Source organism: Lawsonibacter sp., assembly GCF_022777125.1.
Taxonomy (GTDB): Bacteria; Bacillota; Clostridia; order Oscillospirales; family Oscillospiraceae; genus Lawsonibacter_A; species Lawsonibacter_A hominis.
Genome location: NZ_JALFGV010000145.1, coordinates 38,067 through 63,742, shown reverse-complemented (window position 1 = coordinate 63,742; position 25,676 = coordinate 38,067). Strand labels below are relative to the sequence as shown.

At 64.0% G+C, this 25,676-nt stretch carries 25 protein-coding genes; 22 read left to right on the top strand and 3 right to left on the bottom strand.

The window, feature by feature from the left end; genetic code table 11:
- The 10 genes from MR825_RS12030 to MR825_RS11985 all read left to right on the top strand — a co-directional run.
- A partial coding sequence (locus tag MR825_RS12030; protein ID WP_287880913.1) for a malic enzyme-like NAD(P)-binding protein occupies positions 1-513 on the top strand: 513 nt, incomplete at its 5' end.
- 14 nt (positions 514-527) lie between these two features.
- Positions 528-809 carry a citrate lyase acyl carrier protein gene (gene citD / locus MR825_RS12025; RefSeq protein WP_287880911.1) on the top strand — a complete coding sequence of 94 codons (282 nt, stop codon included), beginning with the start codon at positions 528-530 and terminating at the stop codon, positions 807-809.
- Complete coding sequence (gene citF, locus MR825_RS12020) at positions 806-2,620, top strand: citrate lyase subunit alpha (RefSeq protein WP_287880909.1); 1,815 nt, start codon at positions 806-808, stop codon at positions 2,618-2,620. The genes citD and citF overlap by 4 nt, the downstream gene beginning before the upstream one ends.
- A 76-nt stretch (positions 2,621-2,696) precedes the next feature.
- Positions 2,697-3,593 (top strand): HpcH/HpaI aldolase/citrate lyase family protein, encoded by an 897-nt coding sequence (locus MR825_RS12015; protein WP_287880907.1) that lies wholly within the window; start codon positions 2,697-2,699, stop codon positions 3,591-3,593.
- A gap of 193 nt (positions 3,594-3,786) precedes the next feature.
- On the top strand, positions 3,787-4,902 hold the full coding sequence (locus MR825_RS12010) for a TRAP transporter substrate-binding protein (RefSeq protein ID WP_287880904.1): 1,116 nt from the start codon (positions 3,787-3,789) through the stop codon (positions 4,900-4,902).
- A gap of 151 nt (positions 4,903-5,053) precedes the next feature.
- A complete protein-coding gene (locus MR825_RS12005; RefSeq protein ID WP_186908599.1) occupies positions 5,054-5,554 on the top strand; it encodes a TRAP transporter small permease in 501 nt (166 codons plus the stop codon).
- Positions 5,551-6,849, top strand: coding sequence for a TRAP transporter large permease (locus MR825_RS12000; protein WP_186908598.1), 1,299 nt, complete (start codon positions 5,551-5,553; stop codon positions 6,847-6,849). The genes MR825_RS12005 and MR825_RS12000 overlap by 4 nt, the downstream gene beginning before the upstream one ends.
- A 13-nt stretch (positions 6,850-6,862) precedes the next feature.
- A complete protein-coding gene (locus tag MR825_RS11995; protein WP_186908597.1) occupies positions 6,863-7,843 on the top strand; it encodes a D-2-hydroxyacid dehydrogenase in 981 nt (326 codons plus the stop codon).
- Between the two features lie 73 nt (positions 7,844-7,916).
- Positions 7,917-8,843 carry a uroporphyrinogen decarboxylase family protein gene (locus MR825_RS11990; RefSeq protein ID WP_186908596.1) on the top strand — a complete coding sequence of 309 codons (927 nt, stop codon included), beginning with the start codon at positions 7,917-7,919 and terminating at the stop codon, positions 8,841-8,843.
- 102 nt (positions 8,844-8,945) lie between these two features.
- Entirely contained in the window at positions 8,946-9,725 is a 780-nt protein-coding gene (locus MR825_RS11985) for an IclR family transcriptional regulator (protein ID WP_287880900.1), read from the top strand.
- Positions 9,726-9,773: 48 nt separating this feature from the next.
- On the opposite strand, the gene MR825_RS11980 is transcribed toward MR825_RS11985, so the two are convergent.
- Positions 9,774-10,721, bottom strand: coding sequence for a 2-hydroxyacid dehydrogenase (locus tag MR825_RS11980; RefSeq protein ID WP_186908594.1), 948 nt, complete (start codon positions 10,719-10,721; stop codon positions 9,774-9,776).
- Positions 10,722-10,828: 107 nt separating this feature from the next.
- Positions 10,829-11,329: a hypothetical protein gene (locus MR825_RS11975; RefSeq protein ID WP_256176120.1), complete on the bottom strand. Its 501-nt coding sequence runs from the start codon at positions 11,327-11,329 to the stop codon at positions 10,829-10,831.
- Positions 11,330-11,515: 186 nt separating this feature from the next.
- Here MR825_RS11975 and thyA point away from each other — a divergent pair, with 186 nt between their 5' ends.
- The 3 genes from thyA to MR825_RS11960 are packed head-to-tail and all read left to right on the top strand — an operon-like array spanning position 11,516 to position 13,421.
- Entirely contained in the window at positions 11,516-12,346 is an 831-nt protein-coding gene (thyA, locus tag MR825_RS11970; protein ID WP_256176119.1) for a thymidylate synthase, read from the top strand.
- Positions 12,347-12,358: 12 nt separating this feature from the next.
- Entirely contained in the window at positions 12,359-12,838 is a 480-nt protein-coding gene (locus MR825_RS11965; protein WP_186908591.1) for a dihydrofolate reductase, read from the top strand.
- A 1-nt stretch (position 12,839) separates the two neighbouring features.
- Positions 12,840-13,421 carry an NUDIX hydrolase gene (locus MR825_RS11960; protein ID WP_287880897.1) on the top strand — a complete coding sequence of 194 codons (582 nt, stop codon included), beginning with the start codon at positions 12,840-12,842 and terminating at the stop codon, positions 13,419-13,421.
- Positions 13,422-13,592: 171 nt separating this feature from the next.
- Here MR825_RS11960 and MR825_RS11955 read toward each other — a convergent pair whose 3' ends face one another.
- Positions 13,593-14,933 (bottom strand): hemolysin family protein, encoded by a 1,341-nt coding sequence (locus MR825_RS11955; protein WP_287880895.1) that lies wholly within the window; start codon positions 14,931-14,933, stop codon positions 13,593-13,595.
- Between the two features lie 275 nt (positions 14,934-15,208).
- Here MR825_RS11955 and MR825_RS11950 point away from each other — a divergent pair, with 275 nt between their 5' ends.
- The 9 genes from MR825_RS11950 (at position 15,209) to pyk (ending at position 25,646) form a co-directional block, all read left to right on the top strand.
- Positions 15,209-16,528 carry a chloride channel protein gene (locus MR825_RS11950; protein ID WP_287880893.1) on the top strand — a complete coding sequence of 440 codons (1,320 nt, stop codon included), beginning with the start codon at positions 15,209-15,211 and terminating at the stop codon, positions 16,526-16,528.
- Positions 16,515-18,071 (top strand): amidohydrolase, encoded by a 1,557-nt coding sequence (locus MR825_RS11945; RefSeq protein ID WP_287880891.1) that lies wholly within the window; start codon positions 16,515-16,517, stop codon positions 18,069-18,071. The genes MR825_RS11950 and MR825_RS11945 overlap by 14 nt, the downstream gene beginning before the upstream one ends.
- A 63-nt stretch (positions 18,072-18,134) precedes the next feature.
- Positions 18,135-18,803 carry an L-serine ammonia-lyase, iron-sulfur-dependent subunit beta gene (gene sdaAB, locus MR825_RS11940; protein WP_256176115.1) on the top strand — a complete coding sequence of 223 codons (669 nt, stop codon included), beginning with the start codon at positions 18,135-18,137 and terminating at the stop codon, positions 18,801-18,803.
- 3 nt (positions 18,804-18,806) lie between these two features.
- Entirely contained in the window at positions 18,807-19,655 is an 849-nt protein-coding gene (gene sdaAA / locus MR825_RS11935; protein ID WP_186908587.1) for an L-serine ammonia-lyase, iron-sulfur-dependent, subunit alpha, read from the top strand.
- Between the two features lie 279 nt (positions 19,656-19,934).
- A complete protein-coding gene (locus MR825_RS11930) occupies positions 19,935-20,303 on the top strand; it encodes a VOC family protein (protein WP_186908586.1) in 369 nt (122 codons plus the stop codon).
- 5 nt (positions 20,304-20,308) lie between these two features.
- Positions 20,309-21,373 carry an acyltransferase gene (locus tag MR825_RS11925; RefSeq protein ID WP_186908585.1) on the top strand — a complete coding sequence of 355 codons (1,065 nt, stop codon included), beginning with the start codon at positions 20,309-20,311 and terminating at the stop codon, positions 21,371-21,373.
- Between the two features lie 13 nt (positions 21,374-21,386).
- Positions 21,387-22,793, top strand: a complete 1,407-nt coding sequence (locus MR825_RS11920; protein WP_287880888.1) for an MBOAT family O-acyltransferase — start codon at positions 21,387-21,389, stop codon at positions 22,791-22,793.
- Between the two features lie 14 nt (positions 22,794-22,807).
- Positions 22,808-24,019: a DHHW family protein gene (locus tag MR825_RS11915; RefSeq protein WP_256176113.1), complete on the top strand. Its 1,212-nt coding sequence runs from the start codon at positions 22,808-22,810 to the stop codon at positions 24,017-24,019.
- Between the two features lie 196 nt (positions 24,020-24,215).
- Complete coding sequence (pyk, locus tag MR825_RS11910; protein ID WP_287880886.1) at positions 24,216-25,646, top strand: pyruvate kinase; 1,431 nt, start codon at positions 24,216-24,218, stop codon at positions 25,644-25,646.
- Positions 25,647-25,676: the final 30 nt, after the last annotated feature.

The window sequence follows — 25,676 nt, the reverse complement described above, 5'->3', positions numbered from 1 at the left end:
GCGGGCCGGGAGAAGGGGATGAACGCCGTCAAGGAGGAAATGGCCCGGGTGACCAACCTGCAGAAGCGGGCGGGCAGCCTGGCGGAGGTGCTGGCGGGGGCCGACGTGTTCATCGGCGTGTCGGCGCCCGGCGCGGTGACGACGGAGATGGTGCGGACCATGAACCGGGACGCGATCCTATTCGCCTGCGCCAACCCCACGCCGGAGATCTTCCCCGACGAGGCCAAGGCGGGCGGGGCGAAGGTGGTGGCCACGGGGCGCAGCGACTTCCCCAACCAGATCAACAACGTGCTGGCGTTCCCAGGCATCTTCCGGGGCGCGTTCGACGTGCGGGCCAGCGACATCAACGAGGCGATGAAGGTTGCGGCGGCCGAGGCGCTGGCGGGCCTCATTTCGGACGAAGAGCTGAACGCCGATTACATCATCCCCGCCGCCTTCGACCCCCGGGTGGGCAGGACGGTGGCCGCCGCCGTGGCCCGGGCCGCCCGCGACAGCGGCGTGGCCCGCATCTAAAAAGGGAGGCGCCTATGAAGCTGAATACCAGCGCCCAGGCGGGCAGCGAGAACAAGAGCGACGTGCTGGTCACGGTGTCGCCCGCCGAAGAACTGACGGTCAAGCTCCTGGCAAAGCCTATCATTGTAAAGCAATTCGGCGCCCAGATCGAGCGTGCGGTGCGCCAGGCGGCGGCCGACGAGGGAGTCGACGCCGCCCGGATCGAGGTCAGGGACGGCGGCGGCGCGCTGGATTTTGCGATCCGGGCCCGGGTGCGCTGCGCCCTGCGCCGTGCGAAAGGGGGGGCTGCGTCGTGAGCCAACGGTTTACCATCTGCGGCAACGACCCCAAGGCCCTCATCAACGCTCCCCTGCGGGGGGAGCGGGAAGTGGTCATCGATCTCTGGGAGAGTGTGGACGAGGCGGAGCGGGACGCCGCAGAGCTTTTGACCGAGGAGGCCCTCGCATTTCTGGATTACAGCGGGATGGAGGCCTTTCTCCGCCGCGCGCCCGCCCAACCGGGCGGCGCGCCGGAGCTGGGGCGCGTACCGCCGCGTTCGTTCCCGCGTGCCGACGATGTGCCGGCGCCCGGGCGGACTGCGCCGGATCGGGCGGTCCCCGACTACATCGAGTATTACGGGCGGGTGGAGCATTTCAGCGGCGCCTTTGCCCACGTGGGCGAGCGCCGGCGCACCGGCGCCCGGGTCAAATCCCGGACGCCCGGAGAGCAGAAGGTGGTCACCCTGCAGGAGGCCATCCGGCGCTCCGGCCTGAAGGACGGCATGACGGTCTCCTTCCACCATCACCTGCGCAATGGGGACAAGGTGACCAATCTGGTCATGCAGACCATTGCGGACATGGGCTTCCAGGACATCCACCTGGCGGCCTCCGGCATCTTTGCCTGCCATGAACCTCTGGTGCCGCTGATCGAGTCCGGGGTCATCACCCAGATCTCCGTCAATACCTTCAACCCCGGCCCGGTGGCCCGGGCCATTTCGCAGGGCAAGCTGCGCAAGCCCGCCATCCTCCGCAGCCACGGCGGCCGGCCCCGTGCCGTTGAGAGCGGCGAGATGCATGTGGACGTGGCCTTTATCGCCGCGCCGACCTGCGACGAGATGGGCAACCTGAACGGGACCCACGGCCCCTCCGCCTGCGGCTATCTTTCCTATGCCTACGCCGACGCGGAGTTTGCCGATACCGTGGTGGCGGTCACCGACAACCTGGTGCCCTACCCCGCCTGCCCCATCGAGATCGGCCAGAACCTGGTGGATTACGTGGTAAAAGTGGACTCCATCGGCGATCCCAACGGCATTGTCTCCGGTACCACCAAAATCACCACCGACCCGGTAAACCTGCGCATCGCCCGCGACGCCGCCCGGCTCATCGACCAGGCGGGCTATATCAAGGACGGCATGACCTTCCAGACCGGCGCGGGCGGGACCTCCCTGGCCGTGGCCGCCGAGGTGCGGGAGTATATGAAGGAGAAGGGCGTGGTGGGCGCATTCGGCTCCGGCGGGATCCATTCCTACTTTGTCAAGATGCTTCAGGAGGGCCTGTTCCGCGCCCTGTTCGATGTACAGTGCTTCGACCTGGACGCCATCCGGTCTGCGGCGGAGGATCCCCGCCATATGGCCATGAGCGCCTCCCTGTACGGCAACCCCCACACCAAGGGCTGCATCGTCAATAACCTGGATGTCATGATCCTGGGCGCCACCGAGATCGATACCGACTTCAATGTCAACGTGATCACCGGCTCCGACGGCGTGATCCTGGGCGCCTCCGGCGGCCATAACGACTGCGCGGCGGGCGCCAAGCTCACCATCATCGTCACCAATCTCCTCAAGGGCCGCCTGTGCGTGGTCCGGGACCGGGTGACCACCATCACCACCCCCGGAGAGACCGTGGATGTGCTGGTCACCGAGTACGGCGTGGCCGTCAACCCCAGGCGGACGGATCTGCTGGAGCGGCTCAGGGACAGCGGACTGCCCCTGGTGGACATCCATACGCTCCGGCGCATCGGGGAGCACCTGACCGGGACGCCGGCGCCCCAGGAATTCACCGACCGGATCATCGGGGTGGTGGAGTACCGGGACGGCACGGTGATCGACGTGGTGCGGCAGCCCAAATAGCGGCGCTCCCGGCGGCCTCTTTTTTTGCGGATCTGATTTCACTATACAAAATAATATTTTTTAGGAGGAAATTACCATGTTGAACGACGTCATGCGTACCAGCCTGTACATCCCCGGCAACAACCCCCGCTTCATCGCAAAGGCCCCCACCTCCGGCGCGGATATCGTGACCTTTGATATCGAGGATGCGGTGCCCCCTCAGGAGAAGGCAAACGCCCGCAAGATGACCGCGGAGAGCCTGAAGATGGCTGCCGAGGGCGGCAGCGAGGTGTATGTCCGCATCAACGGCTGGCACACCGAGTGGACCAACGACGACCTGGAGGCCGTTGTGCGTCCCGGCCTGAACGGCATCACCCTGCCCAAGACCCGCAATGCCGACGACGTGAAGCGGCTGGACTGGAAGATCAGCGAGATGGAGTACCGCTACGGCATGCCCGAGGGCAGCGTGAAGATGAGCGTGCTGCTGGAGACCGCCTCCGGCATCATGAACGCCTATGAGATCTGCACCGCCTCCAAGCGCCTGGTCTCCGCCTTCTTCGGCGCCGTGGATTACTGCGCCGACATGCGCATCAAGCGCACCAACCTGGCCGCCGAACAGAAGATGGCCCGCTCCATCGTGGCCATCGCCGCCCGCAGCGCCGGCCTGACCGCCCTGGACGCCCCCTTTGCCGACTTCTCCAACATGGCCGACTTTGAGCAGAATACCCTGGACGGCATCGATATGGGCTACGAAGGCCGCATGATCATCCATCCCAGCCAGATCCCTGTTGCCCACCGTCTGTACAGCCCCACCGACGAGGCGGTCGCCCATGCCCGCAAGGTGAAGAAGTTCTTTGAGGAAGAGGGCCTGGCCAAGGGCCTGGCCTCCGTATCCATGGACGGCGGCATGGTGGATACCCCTGTGTATGTGTCCGCCTGCGAGACCATCGAGCGCTATGAGGCCATCCAGGCCAAGGAAGCCAAGCGTAAGTAACAACTGTGACAGAGCCACCGGCGTTTCACTTATAGAAATTGGAGTTTACTACAAAAAATCGACTTAGATTTTAGGAGAAATGCCGGTGGCAATTTTATCCGCCCGCCTTGACAAAAAAGGGACGAAAGCGATATAATAGCCACAGCAAATGAAACTTAGTTTCATTTGGTAAAATTTAAGGGGGAACAACAAAATGAAAAGGACGAACCGCATCCTGGCATTGATCCTGGCGCTGGTTATGGCCCTCGCCCTGGCGGCCTGCGGCAACGGCGCCGGCACCGGCAACACGCCCTCCACCACTGCGCCCGAGACAAGCGCGCCTGAGACCACCGCGCCCGAGACCACCGCTCCTTCCACCGGCGACAAGGACTACGGCGACTACTCCGCTGAAAACCCGCTGGAGCTGAAGCTTTCCCACTTTGCCGGCAACGACACCAACCAGCTGGCCCAGCTGGCCATCGCCTTTGAGCGCATCGTCGAAGAGAAGACCGGCGGCGCTGTGGACGTGGTCATCTATGGCGGCGGCGTGCTGGGCAACGACCGTGAGTCCTTTGAGAGCGTGATCGCCGGCACTCTGGATATGGCCGTGAACAACACGCCCATTATCTCCAACTACGATGAAATCTTCCAGGTGCTGGATCTGCCTTACCTGTTCCAGGATTACGATCACATCAACGCCTTCCTGGCCTCTGACATCTGCCAGCAGCTGCTGGACAGCCTGACCTCCACCGGCGCGCGCATGCTGTGCATGCAGGCCGTGGGCTTCCGCAACATGGATATGTGCACCGGCCCCGTCAAGACTCCCGCCGACATCGCCGGCACCAAGATCCGCGTCACCGACAGCCCCATCTACCGCGCTCAGTATGAGGCCTGGGGCGCCAATCCCCAGATCATCGCCGGGCCCGAGGTGCTGACCGCCCTGCAGCAGGGCACCATCGACGGCTGCGACAACGTGCACAACGTGCAGTACGCCGACCGCTACTATGAGTTTGCCAAGTATATCTCCATCACCGAGCACGCCGTCCACTTCAACGGCCTGACCATCAATAACGCCCTGTTCGAGGGGCTGAGCGCCGACCTGCAGGCCGACATCCTTGCCGCCGCCCAGGAGGCCGCCGCCGAGCGGACCGAGGCCCTGCGCGTGGAGAACGACGAGCTGCTGACCACCATGGAGTCCGAGGGCGCCGTCGTCACCAAAGACGTGGACAAGCAGTCCTTCATTGACGCGGTGCAGCCCCTGTATGAGGACTTCACCGCCAACCACTCCGCCGGCTCCTATGTGGAGCAGATCCAGGCTCTGGCCGGCTGATCCGAAGAAAAAGAGAGATTGTTCAGCCTTGGGACAGGCGCGCGTCGGTTGCGTCGCGCCTGTCCCAATTTTTTAGGAAGCGCCGAGGATCCCTGCCGTGCAGGACGATCCGGCGCTTGCTTAAGCCAAAGGTCGAGAAAGGAGCGCGTGCATGGTTTCCACGCTGCAAAAGGTCAGTGATGTGCTGACCAAGATCATGAGGGTCGTCATGGTCGTCCTGTTCATCTGGATGGTCGTGTCCCTGGGCATCCAAGTAGGAGCCCGATACATCTTCCACAAGAGCTTCGTCTGGTCGGAGGAATCCGCCCGGTACTGCATGATCTGGATGGTCTTTATCGGCGCCACTGAGATCATCTTCAATGACGAACATATCAAGGTTACCGTCATCGAGGACCTGGTGCACGGTCTGGGGAAGAAGATCGTGCTGGTTCTGCAAGACATTGTGGGGCTGATCTTTTCCGTGATGCTGGCCTACTACAGCTTCCCCCAGGTGGCCCTGGCCTCCAAGGCCGTCTCCTCCAACATGGATATCAACATGGGGATCGTTTACGGGATCTTCCCCGTGGTCACCATACTGATGGTAGTGGCCTATCTGTTCCGCCTGATCCTGGTCTTTGCCAAACAGCCTGAGAAGGGAGGGGAGCAGGCATGAACTCTGTCGCGCTGTTCTTTATTCTGGCCGTGGTCCTGCTGGTCATCGGCGTGCCGGTGGCCACCACGCTGGGCCTGTCCTCAGTCATCTTTATTATCCTGGAGGGCATTCCCACCTCCACTGTTATCCAGCGGATGTTTGCCGGTGTGGATGTGGTGGCCCTCATGTGCATCCCATTCTTCATTCTGGCCGGCGACCTGATGGCCAAAGGCGGGATTGCAAAGCGCCTGGTACGGGTGGCCAACCTGGTGGTGGGCAACATTACCGGCGGCCTGGCCTACGTAACCATCATTGTCTGCGCCCTGTTTGCCGCCATGACCGGTTCCGCCATGGCCTGCTGCGTCACCGTGGGCGCCATTATGATCCCCTTCATGGACGAAGCCGGCTATGACCGGTCCTTCTCCGCCGCCATCGTGGCGGCCGGCTCCGTACTGGGCCCCATCATCCCGCCCAGCACCGCCATGATCATCTATGCGGCCAACACCAATACGTCCATTTCCTCGCTGTACCTGATGGGCATCCCCGCCGGCCTCATCCTGGCGCTCGGCCTGTGCGTGCTGAGCTTCTTCTACTGCAAGAAGCGCGGCTATAAGGGCCTGTCCAAGACCGCCTGCCTGAACATGGGGGAGGGCGAAAAGCTCACGGGGAGTAAGGTATTCAAGACGGTGGTGGGCGCGATCCCCGCCCTGGGTTCTCCCGTCATCATCCTGGGCGCCATTTTCTCCGGTTTCTGCACCCCCACCGAGGCGTCGGTCATCGCGGTCATCTATTCCTTTATCATCGGCATCTTTGTCTACCGGGAACTGAAGATCCGCGATATCGGCAAGGTGCTGCTGGGCTCCGCCAAGAGTACCGCCAAGGTCATGTACATCGTGGCTGCCGCCGGACTGTTCGCCTGGGTCATCTCCTACGCCCGCGTGCCCCAGATCATCCTGGACGTGCTCATGAGCATCTCCGACAGCCGCGCCGTGCTGTACTTCATCATGATCGCGGTGCTGCTGGTGATGGGCTGCCTCATGGACGCCACTCCCATCATGCTGATCACCATCCCCATTTTCCTGCCCATCTGCAATGCCGTGGGCATCAACGCCCTCCATTTCGGCATCTGCATGTGCGTGGCGGTGTGCATCGGCTTTGTGACCCCGCCCTTCGGCACCTGCCTGTTCACCGCGATGGACGTGGCGAAGGTCAGTATGACGAATCTGGTCAAAAAGATATTCCCCTTCGTACTTTTGATGATCGCCATCCTGTTCCTGCTGGTGTATGTGGAACCCCTGACCATGTTTGTCGTATAAGGAGAAGAAAACGATGGCAGACGTATTGATCCTCTTCGGGCACCGGCCCGACATCCCCATGAAGGTGGAGCGGCGGCATCTGGATGCGGTCCAGGCCGCCTGCTCCGGCAAGGTGTACTACTACCAGACCGAGGAGGAGGCTTTGGCCGACGGCGTGGACGCCGAGGTCCTTTTCCTCTGGGGCGGAAGCGGCAGGATGCCTGAGGCATGGTGCGCATCTTCCAAACGGCTGAAATGGATCAACTCCTTTTCCGCCGGCGTCAACCCCATCATGGACGGTCCCATCTCCGATCTGCCGGTGCGTCTGACCAACGCCAAGGGCATTCACGGCAAGACCATGGGCGTGACCACCATGGGGTACATCATCTCATTTCTGCGGCATTTCCCAACCATGCTGCGCCAACAGCGCGAGCATGTGTGGGACAAGACCACCGTCACCTTTATGGAACCCACCGGCCTGACCGTGGGCATCATCGGCGCCGGCGCCATCGCCGGCGAGGTGGCCCGGCTCTGCAAGAGCATGGATATGACGGTACTGGGCGTCAAGCGTACCGTTACGCCCCTGGAGCACTATGACCGGGTCTACCCCAACACGGAACTGGACACGGTGCTGGCCGCCTCCGACTTCGTGGTGATCCTCACGCCCCTGACCGACGCCACACGGGGCATGATCGGCGCGGCGCAGCTGGCCAAAATGAAACCCACCGGCGTGCTCATCAACATTGCACGCGGGCCTGTGGTGGATACCGAAGCGCTGGTAGAAGCGCTCCAGAAGGGCATCATCGGCGGCGCCGCCCTGGACGCCGTGGATCCGGAGCCGCTGCCTGCGGACAGCCCCCTGTGGGACATGGAACAGGTGATCCTTACGCCCCACTGTGCGGCGGACAGCACCCTCTATATGGACCGGGCCATGGAGCAGTTCTGCGAGAACCTGAAGCATTTTGAACAGGGCGAGCCTCTGTTCAACGAGATCGACCTGAAGCGAAAGTACTGAGCACCGGCAGGGGCAGGGACCGAAGCGGCCCCTGCCCCTGCGGCCATGTATAACGAAGGGAGCGTGGTCAGCAATGACGGAAAAGGAAAATGTCCTGCATGCACTCCGGCACGACGGGAAGGCGGAGTGGATCGCCAACATTACAGACAGCGTGCGCTTTTTCACAGTACCCCAGTCCCGGGACAAGGTAAAGGAGGGGCTGGACTGGTTCGGCGTGCGCTGGCGGGATTTTTCCCCGCTGAACGAGCCGCTGTTCGAGGACATATCGGAGTGGAAGGAGCGGGTGGTATTTCCGGACCTGGACGCCATCGACTGGAAGACGGAGGCCGAACGGCTCCTGCCCGGACTGGAGCGGGAAAGCAAGGCGCTGTGGCTTTCCCTGTCTCAGGGCCTGTTTGAGCGCCTGCACTCCCTGCTGGGATTTGAATATGGCGCGACCTCCTTCTATGACGACCCGGAGGCAACGCTGGAGCTGATCGGGGCGCTGACCGATTTCCGCCTGAAGCTCATGGAAAGGCTGATCGACCTGTATGATCCGGATATCGTGGATTACCGGGACGATTATGGTACCCAGACCAGCCTGTTCTTTTCCCCGGAGATCTTTGATGCCTTCTTCCTGCCTTCTCTGAAACGGATCGCGGACTATGTGCATGCGCGGGGCAAGGTGTTCGTCTTCCACTCCTGCGGAAAGGTGGACCCGCTGGTGGGGCGCTTCGCAGCGCTCGGCGCGGATACCTGGGATTCGGTGATGCCCTGCTGTGACCTGCCCGCGCTCTATGCGCAGTACGGGGACCGGCTGGGCTTCTCCTCCAACATGGATATGCAGAAATTTGACTTCTGTACGGAGGAGGAGGCCCGCGCGGTGGTGCGTTATTACATCGACACGTTGGGCGGCAGGAACAATCTGCTGCTGTGGGATTTGTATCCTATGAAGCTGAAACTGGATCCGGCCATCCTGCGGGATGAAATACGCACCTATGGGCGCCTCCGGAGAAGCTGAGCGGATTTATTTCTGCCCCAAGAGTTCCTTTACACTTGCGTGCTTGGAAAAATTGTGCTAAAGTTTTACGTAATGAAATGAAGTGAAGGGTGTAGAGGGAACATGACGGCCAAATTGTCAAAACTCAATCAATCAGTGGAAAAGGTGCTCCAGATCATCGAGATCATGGCGCATGAGCGGCAGCCCATGCGCCTGCAGGATGTGGCGGCCGGATGCGGCATGCCGGCCAGCACGGTCCTGCGGATGCTCAATACGCTGCTGGTGTACGGCTACGTGAACCAGGATCCCCACAGCCTGCGCTATTCCCTGTCGCTGAAATTCGCACAGATCGGCAGCCGGGTCTGTGAGCAGGTGAGCCTGCGGGATATCGCGCATCCCCTGCTGGCGGAGCTGTCCCGGGAGTGCCGCGAGGCCTCCTGTCTGGCCATCGAGGAGGACATGGAAGTGGTCTATACCGATGTGGTGGACGGCCCGGACAGTATGCTCAAGATCATGCAGCGGATCGGAAAACGGGCGCCCATGCACTCCACCGGCATCGGCAAGCTGCTGCTGCTGAATTACAGCGAGGAGCAGCTGGACGAATACATAGCCGCCAAGGGACTGCCTGCACTGACCCCCAATACCCTGGTCACCAAACAGGCCCTGGCGGCTAAGCTGGAGGAGATCCGCGGCCAGGGCTATGCCCTGGATGATGAGGAGTGCGAACTGGGGGCCCGCTGCGTGGCCGCGCCCGTTCGGGATTATACCGGCCGGATCGTGGCCGGGATCAGCATTTCCGGGCCCATCTCCCGGATGACGATGGAGCATATCCGGGAGGTAGCCCCCGTGGTCACGGGGACGGCGGCCCAAATCTCCAAGGCCCTGGCCTATGACGCCATGTGAACGGCAGCGAAAACCCCCGCCCACGCAATTGCGTGGGCGGGGGTTTTGTTACAGGATCACGTTGATTTGACGGCCCGCGATCCACTGCTGGAGCGAGTCGAATACGATCTTGCAGCGCTCCTCCATGGATTCGGCGGAGGCGAAGGCCACGTGGGGGGTAACGATGGTGTTCTTGCTGTGGAGCAGGGGGTGGTCGGCGGACAGAGGAGGCTCCACTTCGAACACGTCGATCCCGGCGCCGCCCAGATAGCCGCTGTTCAGCGCGTCGGCCAGGGCCTGGGAGTCCACCACCGGGCCCCGGGCGGCATTGATGAGCAGCGCGCCCTGCTTCATTTTGGCGATGTTCTCCTTGCCGATCAGGCCCTTGGAGGATTCGTTCAGCGGACAGTGGAGGGAGACGAGGTCCGACTGCGCCAGCAGTTCGTCCAGGGAGACGAACTGGATGAAGGAGGGCTCGTCCCCCTTGACGTGCCGCTTATTGCCCAGCACCCTGCAGCCAAAGGCGTGGAACAATTCCGCCGTACGCCGGCCGATGGCCCCTACGCCCACGATGCCCACCGTCTTGCCCTGCAGCTCGCAGCCCACCAGGCCGTCCTTGGTCTGCCCGGCGCGGCAGCGCGCCTCCACCTGGGGAACGTTGCGCAGCAGAGAGAGGGCCATGCAGATCACCAGCTCCGCAACGGCCTGGTTGGAATAGCCGGCGGCGTTGGATACCTTCACGCCCTTGGCGCGGCAGGCGTCCAGGTCCACGTGGTCCACGCCGGTGAAGGCCACGTCGATGAACTTCAGCTCCGGGCAGGCGGAAATGACCTCGCCCTTCAGCGGCATATTGGCGATCATGATCACGTCGGCGGCCTTGGCGCGCTCGATCTGCACCTGGGGATCGGTGTCCTTGGGGTAGGCCTGGAACGTGTGCCCCGCATCCACCAGGGGCTTGGCGCAGGCGTTCAGGATCTGGTCCGGCACGCCCAGGGATTCCAGCAAAACAATGTTCATCCGGGAAGCATCCTCCTGTCGTTTACACGCTGTAAATTTCATACATTAAAATGTAGTTTTATTATATCACCTTTTTTGCCCCTTGACAAGCCCTTTTTCCCGCAGCGTCAAAGGTTTCCGGAGGAAAACGCGCCTTGCAGCAGCGCCCCCAGCAGGAGGGGCAGGACAAGGGCCGACAAAAACAGAACGGCCTCCAGGACCAGGTCCCCGCGGCGGCGGCGCAGGCGGCGCCGCTCCCAGTAGCGGCTGACGTCGTCCTGCCGGAAAAGGGCCAGCAGAACCGTGATGCGGGAGAGCAGGACGACCAGCGTCAAAGCGGTCGCCCGGTCGAGGGCGGAAACGCCGCCGAATTGGAGCAGCCCCACCAGATCGCCCACGCCCCGGACCGCGCCGATACAGAACACCGCCAGGGCGGGCCAGCTGCCCCGGAGCAGTCCCCAGAGCACCACCGCCGTGGGCAGCAGTCCGGCGGCCGCAAGCAGGAGCACAGGGCCGCTCCGGTACGGCCAGACGGGCAGCGTCCGTTCCAGCGCGGTCAAAAGCAGGTTCAGAAGCAGCAGGGCCGCCAGCCACCTGCGGCCGCGTTTTTCTTCCGGATGATCCTTCATGGCGTTGCCTCCCAAGCAGATGAAGTTCAATTGATTCTATCCTATCACGACCCCTACCCAATTGCAATTTTTTGTGTTATGATACCCTCGGTGAATCCGGGGCAGTACGCCTGCCGGACTTCCGGCGGGCGTATGCCGTGTAATGCCATGGGATGACCCAATCAAGGAAACCCGGGAGGAATGTACATGAGCCGCGCAGACGAGCTGTTCATCCAAAACTGCAAGGAGATCCTGAGCCACGGCGTTTGGGATACCGATCTGGAGGTGCGCCCCCGGTGGGAGGATGGCGCCCCCGCCCATACCGTGAAGCGCTTCGGCATCGTCAACCGCTACGACCTGCGGGAGGAGTTCCCGGTCCAGACCATCCGCCGCATGGCGTTCAAAAGCGCGGTGGACGAGCTTTTGTGGATCTGGCAGAAAAAATCCAACAATGTCCATGATTTGAACAGCCACATCTGGGACGCCTGGGCCGACGGGAGCGGCTGTATCGGAAAGGCCTACGGCTACCAACTGGGGGTGAAGCACCGCTACCCCGAGGGGGAGTTCGACCAGGTGGACCGGGTGCTCTACGACCTGAAGCATAACCCTGCCTCCCGGCGTATCCTGACCAATCTCTACAACCACCACGACCTGCACGAGATGGCCCTGTACCCCTGCGCCTATTCCATGACCTTCAATGTCTCGGGCAGGACCCTCAACGCCATCCTGAACCAGCGCAGCCAGGATATGCTCACCGCCAACGGCTGGAACGTGATGCAGTACGCCGCCCTGGTGCACATGCTGGCCCAGGTCTCCGGCCTGGTACCGGGGGAGCTGGTCCATGTGATCGCGGACGCGCATATCTATGACCGGCACGTGCCGGTGGTGGAGGAGATCATTGCCCGCAAGCCTTACCCGGCTCCCCGGCTGCGGCTGGATCCGGCGGTGGAGGACTTTTACCGCTTTACCCCCGCCAGCGTAAAGCTGGAGGGCTATCAGTTCCATCCGCTGGATACGCCCATCCCGGTGGCGGTGTAAGGGGGCGGGCGCATGAATCTGATCGTGGCGGCGGACCGGAACTGGGCCATTGGAAAGGACGGGGATCAGCTGTGCTATCTCCCGGCCGACCTCAAGCGCTTCCAGGCCCTGACCACCGGACACACGGTGATTTTCGGCCGGAAGACCCTGGCCACCTTTCCCGGCGCACGGCCTCTGAAGGGGCGCCGGAACCTGGTGCTCTCCCGGCAGGCGGGACTGGAGATCGAGGGGGCGGAGGTCTTTCAGGACCTGGACGCCCTGCGCAGGGCCGCCCCGGCGGATGCCTTCGTCATCGGCGGGGAGAGCGTATACCGCGCCCTGCTGGACGCCTGCGACACCGCCTATGTGACCAGGATCGACGCCGCCTGGCCCGCCGACTCCTTTTTCCCCGACCTGGACCGGCGGGCGGACTGGTACGTGGCCGGGGCGGAGGCTCCGCTGGAGCACGAGGGGCTCGTCTTCCGCTATGTGACCTATCGCAGGAGGCCTTAGTATGTATGCCGACGCGCTGCGGGCCTATTCGCCCCAAAACGAGCAGGAGGACGCGGACCGGCGGATGATCCTGGAGTATATCCGCCGTTTTCCCGACAATATCCTCACCCGGGACAACGCGATCGCCCACATGACCAGTTCGGGTTTCGTGGTCAACGCCGACGCCTCCAAAGTGCTGATGGCCCACCATAACCTCTACCGGGTGTGGGCCTGGACCGGCGGCCATGCCGACGGGGAAGCCGACCTGCTGGCAGTGGCCCTGCGGGAGGCGCGGGAGGAGACCGGCGCGGAGCATGTCCGGCCCCTGTCCGCACAGATCGCCTCGGTGGATATCCTGCCCGTCTGGGGCCACGTGAAGAGGGGGCGGTATGTATGCGCCCACCAGCATCTGAACGTCTCCTATCTTCTGGTGGCCGATGAAACCGATCCGCTCCGGGCCCGGGAGGGGGAGAATACCCGGGTGGGCTGGCTCCCGGCGGAGCATCTGCTGGAATACACCCGGGAGTGGCAGATGGACGGGGTGTATACCAAGCTGCTCGCCCGCGCCAGGGCGCTGCTGGGCCGTGAGACCGGACGCGCATAGGAAGACGGCGGGCGGCTGGAACGAGAAAACCCGTGCGCGGCTCCGTTTGAGCCGCGCACGGGTTTGCATCCGTTCCCATCCGGTCCAACTCCGGTCAAGCGCCGGAACAGCGTTTGACCGCGCGCAGCGGGCCGGGCCTTTGGAGCCGATCGCCGCGCCGAAGACACGGCGTCAGTCGTCGTCTTCCGCTTCCGTGGGGGGCAGCTTGGATACCAGGGCCCACTCCACCCGGCGGTCGGTGAGTTCCTCTACCTTGATGTGCAGACCGCAGGCATCCACCTCCGGGTGGCTGCCGTCCTCGGGAATGACGGAAAGCTGGGCAAAGACCAGACCGCCCAGGGTCTCGGTATCCTCGTCCTCAGGGAACTGCACGTCCAGCGCCTGGGCTACGTCGTCCAGATCGGCCCCGCCGGCGATCCGCCACAGATTGTCGCCCAGAGGCACGATCTCCTGGTCCTCCAACGGGTCGAACTCGTCGTAGATATTGCCCACGATCTCCTCCAGCAGGTCCTCCATGGTCACCAGACCCGAGGTGCCGCCATACTCGTCCACCACGATGGACAGGTGCACCTTCTTGCTCTGCATATCGCGGAACAGAATGTCGGCCCGCACCGACTCGGGCACGAAATAGGCCGGGCGCAGCAGCTGGCGAAGGGGTTTGGGGGCGGGTTTGCGGGCGTTGAGCAGCCAATCCCGGGTGTTGAGGATGCCGATGATATCGTCGGCGTCCTCCTCGTACACCGGGAACCGGGACAGGCCGGAGTCCTCGATGGTCTGCTCGATCTCCTCCGCCGTGTCCTCCGCCCAGAGCATCACCATATCGGTGCGGTGGACCATTACGTCCTCGGCGGTGGTGTTGTTGAACTCAAAAATATTCTCGATCATTTCTTTTTCGCCGGACTCAATGGCGCCCTGCTCCTCGCCGATGTCCACCATCATGCGGATGCCCTCTTCCGATACCTCATCGCCCTCCTCGTTGGGGTCGATATGTACCAGACGGAGCACGCCGTTGGTGGAGACGGTCAAAAGCCAGATGAGCGGGCGCATGGCCACCGACAGCGCGCTTACCACACCGCAGGCAAAGCGGGCCACCGGCTCGCTCTTCTTCATGGCGATGCGCTTGGGCACCAGCTCCCCGAAGACCAGGGTAAAGAAGGAGAGGATCACGGTGATGAGGATGACCGACAGGGTGTGGACCGCCCCGGCGGCGGCGTCGGGCAGGGCGTACTGAACGGTAAAAAAGCGGGTGATGCGTCCGGCAAAGTTGTCCGCGGCGAAAGCCGAACCCAGAAAGCCCGCCAGGGTGATGCCGATCTGGATGGTGGAGAGGAAGCGGGTGGGCGTCTCCACGATCGCCAGCAGGCGGACGGCCTTTTTGTCGCCCTCCTCGGCCTGGCGGCGGACCACCGCCTCATTCAGGGAGAGGACGGCGATTTCCGTGGCGGCGAAAAAGGCGTTAAGGGCGATGAGCACGACTTGTAAGAGCAGCTGCGGCCATAACGGGGGTTGCAAAACAAATTCCTCCTTAAAAAATACGGGACAAATTGGATGCGATACAAAATTCAGTATACCATGTTTGGGGAAAAAATCTATATAAATGAAGAAAAAACTTGGGATGCATGGTATAATAGCCGCGATACGGCTGTTATGCCGCTTGCCCGGCACGCTGCGTTCCCGCCCTGCGGGCTTCCGCCGCGAACGGGTTGGCATCTGTGGGATCCGGGCGGCAACACGGCGCTTCCGCCGCGCAGGCCCCATATGTAATCCTGACAACGGAGTGAGCGGATATGAACCAAGCAAAACCGCGCCGCGGCGCGCTGCGCAGATGGCTGGACGAGCCGGGGGTCTTCCTCAAGTGGGTGGCCTTTGCCTGCGTCATCGGCATCGTGGTGGGCGGCGTGAGCACCGCCTTTTATTTCTGCTTTCACTGGGCCACCACCCTGCGGCAGGCCCACCACTGGCTCATCGTTCTGCTGCCCGCCGGGGGCGCGGCCATCGTGCTGCTCTACCGGGCCTGCGGGATGGAACGGGACCGGGGCACCAACTTCGTGCTGGTGGCCGTGCGGGAGGACCAGCCCCTGCGCCTACGTACCGCGCCGCTGGTCTTCCTTTCCACCATTATTACGCATCTGGTGGGCGGCTCCTCCGGCCGGGAGGGGGCCATCCTTCAGATCGGCGGCTCCATCTCCTCCAAGATCGGCCACTGGATGGGGCTGAACGACAAGGACCGGCGCATCATTACCATGTGCGGCATGTCGGCGGCGTTCTCCGCGCTGTTCGGTACGCCCCTGACGGCGGCCATGTTCGCCATGGAAGTCACCAGTGTAGGCGTGCTCTATTATGCCGCCATCGTTCCCTGCGTCCTCTCGGCCATCATCGGACTGTGGGTGGCGCAGTTTTTTGGCGTGCCCGGCACTGCCTTTGACCTGGCGGGGGTGCCCGATCTGACCCCGCTGACCCTGGTACAGGTGATCGGTATGGGCATTTTGTTTGCCGCCCTTTCCATCCTGTTCTGCCGGCTGATGCACGCCGCGCCGAAGATCTACGACCGTTTCCTGCCCCGGCCGGTGCTGCGGGCCGCAGTGGGCGGAGCCGTCGTGATCGGGCTGACGTTCCTGGTCTGGCTGTGGAACCCGGGCACTTACGACTATAACGGCGCGGGGGAGGCGGTCATCCACGCCGCGATCGGCGGTCAGGCCCGGCCCGAGGCCTTTTTTCTGAAGATGCTCTTCACCACCATCACGCTGGGAGCGGGGTTCAAGGGCGGTGAGATCGTTCCCGTTTTCTTTACCGGGGCGACCTTCGGCTGCACCGTGGCCCCGCTGCTGGGACTGCATCCCTCCTTTGGGGCGGGGCTGGGCATGGTCAGCGTCTTCTGCGGCGTCACCAACTGCCCGCTGACCTCCCTGCTGCTTTCCCTGGAGCTGTTCGCCGGAGACAGCTACGGGATGTTTACCGGACAGAGCCTGGGGCTCTTCGCCGTCTCGATCGGCGTTTCTTATATGCTTTCCGGTTATTATGGCCTGTATAGCGAACAAAAAATCGTTTATAGTAAGCTCAAACCGGAATTTATCAATAAGAAGGCGAACGAGCATGAGCAGAAGTGAGGCCCTGTTTTTCGGCGGAAGCATTTTGACCATGGAGGATGCTCCGGCCCCGGAGGCGGTGCTGGTCCGGGATGGAAAAATTGCCGCGGCGGGCCCGCTGGCCGCCCTGACGGCGCTGGCCCCCGGCGCCCGGCGGCGGGACCTGGAGGGGTGCTGCCTGATGCCCGCGTTTTTGGACGCCCACTCCCACATCACGGCGTTGGCCTCCACGCTGGGCCTGTGCCAATTGGGGGCGGCGGGCTCCTTTCGGGAGATCCGGACGGCCCTGCAGGACTACCGCGCGGCCCATCCGCAGGGGTGGACGGTCGGGTTTGGCTACGACCACAACGTGCTGGACGAGCGGGCGCACCCCACGCGGCAGGTGCTGGATGAATGTATGCCCGGAGTCCCTGTCCTCATTACCCACGCATCCGGCCACATGGGGGTGGCCAGCACCGCCGCGCTGGAGGCCATGGGGATCACCGCGGACACCCCGGACCCGGAAGGCGGCAGGATCGGCCGGGAGGCCGACGGACGCACGCCCAACGGCTACCTGGAGGAGACCGCCTTCCTTCGCATCCGCGCCGCCCTGCCCGCGCCGTCCCGGGCGGATGCGTGCAAGGCCCTGGCGGCGGCGGAGCAGGCCTACCTGTCCCACGGCATTGTGCTGGCCCAGGAGGGGCTGGCCGACCAGGGGCGGTACGATCTGCTGGCATCGGCGCGGCTGACGGTGGACACCGTGGGCTATGCGGATTTGAAACATGACCCGGACCTGGCGGAGCGGCCCGGGATCGGCGGGTATAAGATCTTTCTGGACGGGTCGCCCCAGGGACGCACCGCCTGGATGCTGGAGCCCTACGCGCGGCAGGAGGAAGGGGAGACGGATTACCGGGGCTACCCGGTCTATTCCGACGACGAAGTGACGGGATTTTTGCGTACGGCGCTGAAGCGCAGGCGGCAGATCCTGGCGCACTGCAACGGCGACGCGGCGGCGGAACAGTACCTGCGCTGTATGGAGCGGGCAGCGGCGGAGACCGGCGTGGAAGCCGCCTGCATCCGGAGCGTGATGATCCATGCCCAGCTGGTCCGCAGGGAGCAGCTGGAGCGGATGAAACGGCTGGGGATGATCCCCTCCTTTTTTGCCGCCCACCTGTGGTACTGGGGGGATGTCCACACGGAGAACTTCGGAGCGCGGCGGGCCGCCTCCATCAGCCCCCTGGCCTGGGCGGCGGAGCTGGGCCTGCCCTTTACGCTGCACCAGGATACCCCGGTCATCCAGCCGGACATGCTGGAGAGCGTGTGGTGCGCGGCGTGCCGGGTGACCCGGCGCGGCGCGGTGCTGGGTCCGGAGCTGCGCCTTTCGCCGCGGGAAGCGCTCAAGGCTGTCACCATCCACGCCGCGTACCAGTATTTTATGGAGAACGAGCGGGGAAGCATCGCCCCCGGCAAGCGGGCGGATCTGGTGATCCTGAGCGGCGACCCGACGGCGGTAGAGCCCATGTCCATCCGGCAGATCCGGGTGCTGGAGACCATCAAGGACGGAACGACGGTATACGCGCGCTGAACGAAAGCGCGCGGAGGGCGGCCTGGCGGGGCGCTCTGCCGGAAGGGAGAAGGGAGCGATCGTATGAACCTGTTTGATATCATGGGGCCGATCATGGTGGGGCCGTCTTCGTCCCATACGGCGGGGGCGGCGCGGATCGGGCGGATTACCCGGCGGCTGCTGGGGGAACCGCCTGTTTCGGCCCAGCTGCTGCTCCACGGGTCTTTCGCGGCCACCGGCGCGGGGCACGGCACCGACCGGGCCCTGGTGGCGGGGCTGCTGGGCATGCGGCCTGACGATCCCCGCCTGCCCCGCTCCTTTGAGCTGGCGAAGGAGGCCGGGATGGACCTCGCCCTGGGAAAGACGGTGCTGCGCGGAGCGCACCCCAACACGGTGCTGCTGCGGGTGAAGGGCGGCAGCGGCCGGGAGATGGAGGTGGTGGCCTCCTCTCTGGGCGGCGGCCGGGTGAAGGTCTGCTCCATCGACGGCCTGGAGGCCAGCTTTACGGGGGACCTGCCTACCCTGATCATCCGCAACCGGGACAAGCCCGGCATGGTGGCCGAAGTCACCGGCGTGCTGTCCCGGCGGCAGGTGAATATCGCCGCGATGCAGCTCTACCGGGATATGCGGGGCGGTCTGGCGGTGATGGTCATCGAGAGCGACCAGCCCATCTGCGGCGCGGCGGCGGAGGAGCTGCGGGCCTGCCCCGGCATCGTCAGCGTGACTTATCTGGATCTGGAAGGAGAGGAATGAGCCATGGCGTTTTCATCCGTTGAGGGACTGTTGGCGGCTGCCCGGACGACGCCCCTGTGGCAGGCGGTATTGGAGGACGACCAGCGGGACCGGGGCGTGGCGCGGGAGCATTCCTGGGCGCAGATGGAGCGTCTTTGGAAGGCGATGCAGGCTCCGCTGGAGGACTATGATCCCGCACGCCGCTCGCCCAGCGGCCTGAGCGGGGGAGAGGGCGCCCGGCTGGACGGGACGGGACCGGGCCTGTGCCCGCCCTTTCTGCGCAGGATCATTGCCGCGGCGCTGAAAACGGGGGAGTGCAACGCCTGTATGCGCCGCATCGTGGCCGCCCCCACGGCGGGGGCCAGCGGCGTGCTGCCCGCAGTGCTCATCCCCCTGCGGGAGCGGGACGCGCTCAGCGACGAGGTCATGATCCAGGCCCTCTATGTCGCCGCGGGCTTTGGGCAGGTCATCGCCACCCGCGCCTCCATCGCCGGTGCGGAGGGGGGGTGTCAGGCCGAAGTGGGCTCCGCCTCCGGCATGGCCGCCGCCGCGCTGGTGCATGTGATGGGCGGAACGGGGGAGCAGATGGCCCATGCCTGTGCCATGGCCTTGTCCAACACCCTGGGGCTGGTGTGCGACCCGGTGGCCGGGCTGGTGGAGGTGCCCTGCGTCAAACGCAACGTGATGGGGGCGGTCAACGCCCTGTCCTGTGCAGAGATGGCCCTGTCCGGCGCGGAGAGCGCCATTCCCTGTGACGAGGTCATTGACGCCATGCGCGCCGTGGGCGACGCCCTGCCCGCCGCGCTGCGGGAGACGGGCGGAGGCGGATTGGCGGCCACACCCACCGGCAGAAGGATCGCGGAAGGGATGTAGGGCGGGCCGGGCGGAGCCCGCACAAGCGTTCTTGCCGCAGGCAAGAACCTTGGCGCAAGGCGGAATTCATTTCCGCCGCGCAAGGGAAAGGAGGGGGCCCCGCGAAATGGATGGAATATTTCGCGGGGAAGGACGCCCTGCCCGCCGCGCTGCGGGAGACGGGCGGAGGCGGATTGGCGGCCACACCCACCGGCAGAAGGATCGCGGAAGGGATGTAGGGGGCGATTCGCGGAAAAGCGGCAAAGCGCCGCCCGGAGAAGGATCAGGAGGAAGAGAACGATGCTGCAATTCAACCATTTCAATTTCAACGTGCTGGACCTGGAACGCTCGCTGGCCTTTTACCGGCAGGCGCTGGAGCTGGAGACGGTCCGGGAAAAGACGGCCCGGGACGGCTCCTTCCGGCTGGTGTACCTGGGGGACGGGGAGACCGGCTTTTTGCTGGAACTGACCTGGCTGCGCTCCCGCACCGAGCCCTACGACCTGGGGGAGCAGGAATTCCATCTGGCATTTCGGACCGACCGGTACGACGCGCTGTATGCCCGCCACAAGGCCATGGGCTGCGTGTGCTTGGAAAACCCGGCGATGGGCGTCTATTTCATCGAGGATCCGGACGGCTACTGGATCGAGATCGTCCCGGCCCGGGAGTAGGATACATGGGGAAAAACGGTAACGGACGCCTGGCCTGGGCGGACCTGCTGCGCTGCGCCGCGCTTTTTGCAGTCGTCCTGCTCCACGTGTCCGGCGCGCGTCTGGCGGATGTGCCGGTGGATTCCGGGGCATTTCAGGTGCTCAATGTTTACGACGGCCTGACCCACTGGTGTGTGCCGGTGTTCGTGATGCTGTCCGGCGCCTTCCTGCTGGACCCCAAGCACAGCCTGCCTCTGCCCAAACTCCTGTTCCGCCACATCCTGCGCATTTTTACGGCCCTGGCGGTGTGGGGCGCGGTCTACGCCGTGGCCAACCATCTGGAGCAGGGCGGCGCATGGACCTGGCCCGGGGTGCGGGAAGCCCTTTGGCAGGCCCTGCGGGGGCACACCCACTATCATTTGTGGTTTTTGTATATGATCCTCGGCCTGTATCTGGTCACGCCGGTGCTGCGGGCCTTCGTCCGGGGCGCGGGCCGGGGGGACTTTCACTGGTTTTTTCTGCTGGTGTTTGTGTTTACCTTCCTGTTGCCCACCCTGCTTCGCCTGCGGCCCAGCCAGACGGCGAGCCTTTGGATCGGCAATCTGAACCTGCATCTGGTCCTGGGCTATGTAGGGTACTACGTGCTGGGCTACTATTTGAAGCAGAACACGCTCAGCCGGGCGGCGGAATTTGCGCTCTATCTGCTGGGCGCGCTGGGGGCGGCGGTCACCGTGGGCGGGACGGCCCTGCTCTCCCGGCAGCGGGGGGAGCTGGTGCAGGTCTTTTATAATTACGACAGCCCTAATGTAGCGCTGATGTCCGTGGCGGTATTCGTGCTGTTTCGGTATGTGCTGGGGGTCAGCGAGGAGCGCTCCCGCCGGGAGCGCCTGTCCAAAGCCGCGCAGGTGAGCTTCGGGATCTATCTGGTGCATGACCTGTTTCTTATGCTGCTGCGCCGCGTTGGGATCGACGCGCTCTCCTTCGCGCCGGCGCTGGCCGTACCGGTACTGGCGGCGGGCATCTTCCTATGCTCCTTTGCCGTGGCGTGGGTGCTCTCCAAGATCCCCCTTGTGGGCCGTTATCTCACATAAAGGAGCCAAAGCCATGCTCTTTTCCAGCTCCCTGTTTCTCTTCCTGTTCCTGCCCCTGGTGCTGCTGGTGTACTATCTGCCCCTGCGCCGCCGGAGGCAGGGGCAGAACGTGTTCCTGCTGGCGGCCTCCCTGTTGTTTTACGCCTGGGGGGAGCCCTGGTTCGTGCTGGTCATGATCGCCTCCATCCTGGCCAACTACGGGTTCGGGCTTTGGGTGGACCGGCGCCGCCGGGCGGGGGCCTCCTGCCGCCTCCCGCTCCTGGCGGCCGCGGCGGCCAATCTGGGGCTTTTGTTTGTCTTCAAGTACCTGACCTTCGTGCTGGACACCCTCAACCGGCTGGGCGGGCATTTTGCAGTGCCGGGGATCGAACTGCCCATCGGCATCTCCTTCTTCACCTTTCAGGCGCTGAGCTATGTGCTGGACGTGCACCGGGGCCGGGGCCAGGTCCAGCGCGACCCCCTGAAGGTGGGACTGTACATCGCCTTCTTTCCCCAGCTCATCGCCGGACCCATCGTCAAATATGAGACGGTGGCGGAGCAGATCGACGCCCGAACGGAGACCTGGACGGACTTTGCCTCCGGGTGCCGCCGCTTTCTGGTGGGCCTGGGGAAAAAGGTGCTCCTGGCCAATCAGCTGGCCGTGGTGGCGGACCGGGCGTTTTCCCTGGGCGGCGGGGAGCTCTCCGCCGCCTTTGCCTGGCTGGGGTCTTTGTGCTACACCTTTCAGATCTACTATGATTTTTCCGGCTACTCCGATATGGCCATCGGACTGGGCAGGATGTTCGGGTTCCACTTTCTGGAGAACTTTGATTATCCCTATGTTTCCCGCTCGATTACCGAGTTCTGGCGCCGGTGGCATATCTCCCTGTCCGCTTGGTTTCGGGATTATGTGTATTTCCCACTGGGCGGCAGCCGGGTGGACTCCAGGGCCAAGCACATCCGCAACCTGTTTGTGGTGTGGCTGCTCACCGGCGTGTGGCACGGCGCCAACTGGACCTTCCTCGCCTGGGGGCTGTTCTACTTCGTGCTGCTGGTGCTGGAGAAATACGGCCGCCTGGGGCGCGGCTGGCCCGCCCCCCTGCAAGGACTGTATACCTTCCTGATGGTGAATTTTGCCTGGGTACTCTTCCGGGCGGACAGCCTGGGCGCGGCCGGGCGGTATCTGGGCGCCATGCTCGGCCTCGGGGCCGCAGGCTGGGACAGCTTGTTTCTCTTCTACCTGCGGGAGAACGTTCTGGTGCTGCTGGCGGCGTCGGCCTTTTCCGTGCCGGCGGGGCGCTGGCTGCGGAAAAAGACCACGGCCCGGCCCAGTCTGCTGCTGGACGTGGGGTACGCGGTGCTGATGCTGCTCCTCTTCGCGGCGGCGGCCAGCTTTCTCATCAAGGGGACCTACAATCCCTTTATCTACTTTAACTTTTAGGGAGGGGAAGAGCGGTGAAGCGCAGAGATACCCTGACCGCGCTGGGATTTTTGGCGGCGCTGGCGCTGGCCCTGGCGGTAGTGGTCTCCTCCTGCTTCGGGGGAGAGGGAGCGCTGGAGACCCTTTTGAAGCAGGCCCTCCGGGACCGGGACGTGCAGGCCGTGCTGGACGGGGCCGAGCGCGCCGTCAATCAGGACCTGGATCGGGATCATTTTTTCATCCAGCTGTTTGGCGGGGTACAGCGGCTGTGCGGCCGCCGGGTGGTGGAGGACGCCGTGGGAGAAAACACGGTGGTAAAGCTCTCGACCGGGGCGCTGAACTTTGTTGATCTGACCGGTCCGGACCCCGCGCCCCAAGCCGCCGAAAACGCCGGGGCTACGGCGGCCCTCGCCCAGGACCTGTCGGAGCGGGGCATCCCCTACCGTTTCCTGCTGGCCCCCCAGAAGATCGGCCGGGATCAGGCGCTTTTGCCCACAGGGGTGACCGACCGCGGCAACGCCGCGGCGGACGCCTTTTTGGCGGGGCTGGCGGAGGCGGGCGCGGCCTATACCGACCTGCGGCCGCTCTTTGAGGAAAACGGGAGCTATGCGGACTGGTTCTTCCGTACCGACCACCACTGGAAGCCGGAGGCGGCTTTTTTTGCCTGGCAGTATCTGACCGGACTGCTGGAAGAGGAATACGGCTTTGCCTGCGACGCCGCCCTTACCCAGGCGTCCAACTGGGACACCCGGGTGCTGGAGGACTTTTTCCTGGGCAGCCAGGGCAAGCGGGTGGGCACGCTCTATGCCGGGACCGACCGCTTAACGCTCTATACCCCGAAGTTTGAAACGCAGCTGACCTACGCCTGTCCCTTTTACGCCATCGACCGCAGGGGACCCTTCCAAACATCGGTCTGCTTTCCCGAACGGGTGGCCCGGCGGGACTGGTTCGGCGGCAACCCCTACACCTATTACGCCGGGGGAGACTACCCCCTGGCCACCGTCACCAACCACCTAAACCCGGACGGCCCCCGGATCGTGCTCCTCCGGGACTCGTTCGCCTGCGCGCTGACACCCTTTTTGGCGCTGTCCTGCTCGGAACTGGTCACCATCGACCTGCGCTATTTTTCCGGCGATCTGCTGGACACCGTCGTGAAGCTGGAGCCCGACCTGGTGCTGAGCCTGATGACGGCGGGTTCGACGGGAAACGCAGCGCTGTTTCCATCCAAAGCCGCATTGGAGGAATGACCCTTGGACGAAGGTAAGACGCTCCCCTCCCACCGCCGCCTTCGTGTTCCAGCGGCTGCTGCGCCGGCGCGGCGCTGCTTTGGGACGCGCTGCGGCTGGACACAAAAAATTTACTTTCCAAATCCGGACGGCTGTAGTAAAATAACTGCGGTTTATTTAAGAGAGAAACAGACATCCTACCCGATGGAGGTATGACATGAGAAAGACCAAGATCATCTGCACCCTGGGCCCTGCGGTAGACAGCGAGGAGACCATCCGAAAGCTGATTTTGGCGGGCATGAACGCCGCCCGGTTCAACTTTTCCCACGGCACCCATGAGAGCCACAGGGCGCAGCTTTTAAAGCTCAAGCGGGTCCGGGACGAGCTGGGGGCCCCCGTGGCCACCATCCTGGATACCAAGGGCCCCGAGATCCGGGTGCGCGCCTTTGCCGACGGAGCGGTGACCCTGGAGCGGGGGCAGGCGTTTACCCTTACTACCGACGACGTGCCCGGCGACGGGAAGCGGGTGTCGGTGACCTACGCCAATCTGCACAACGAGGTGGGCCCCGGCTGCCGCATCCTGGTGGACGACGGGCTCATCGAACTGCTGGTGCAGCAGGTCTGCGGCCATGAGATCCACTGCACGGTGGAAAATGGAGGCGCCCTGTCCAGCAATAAATCCATCAATATTCCCGACGTGCATATCCTGCTGCCCTCCCTGACGGACAAGGACCGGGAGGACATCCGTTTCGCCGTGGAAAACGATTTCGACTTTATCGCCGCCTCCTTCGTGCGCAAGGCCGGCGATGTGGAGGATATCCGCGCCGAGCTGCACAAGCACGGAGGAGACGATATCCGCATCATCGCCAAGATCGAGAACCGGGAGGGCGCGGACAACCTGGACGAGATCATCGCCGCCTCCGACGGCGTGATGGTGGCCCGGGGCGATCTGGGCGTGGAGATCCCCGCCCATGAGGTGCCCATCCTCCAGAAGAAGATGATCAAGGCCACCATCCGGCAGGGCAAGCCGGTCATCACCGCCACCCAGATGCTGGACTCCATGATCCGCAATCCCCGGCCCACCCGGGCGGAGGTGTCCGACGTGGCCAACGCCGTGTTCGACGGCACCTCCTGCGTGATGCTCTCCGGCGAGACCGCCTCGGGCAAATACCCCATCGAGGCGCTGGAGACCATGGTGGATACCGTCCGGGCCGCCGAGGGAGCCATCGACTATTGGGGGCGCTTCCGGGAGAGCAGCCTGCTGCCCGGCGTGTCCACCATCAGCGACGCCATCTCGCACTCCGGCTGCCTGACCGCCATGGATCTGAAGGCCACCGCCATCCTGGCGGCCACCAAGTCCGGCTATACCGCGAAGGTCATCTCCCGCTTCCGCCCCGCCTGCCCCATCGTGGCCCTGTGCCAGACCGAGTCGGCCCGGCGGCAGCTGGCCGTCTCCTGGGGCGTGCACCCCTACCTGTCCGGAGAGGTGGACTCCACCGACCGGATGTTTTCCCTGGCCGTGGAGGTGGCCCGGAAGGAGGGCGCCGTCAAACCCGGCGACACGGTGGTGATTACGGCCGGCGTGCCCATCGGCATCTCCGGCACCACCAACCTGATCAAGGCTCAGGTCGTGGGCGAGCGCCTGTAAGCCGCGCAGAAAAACCCGCCCCGGCGTTTC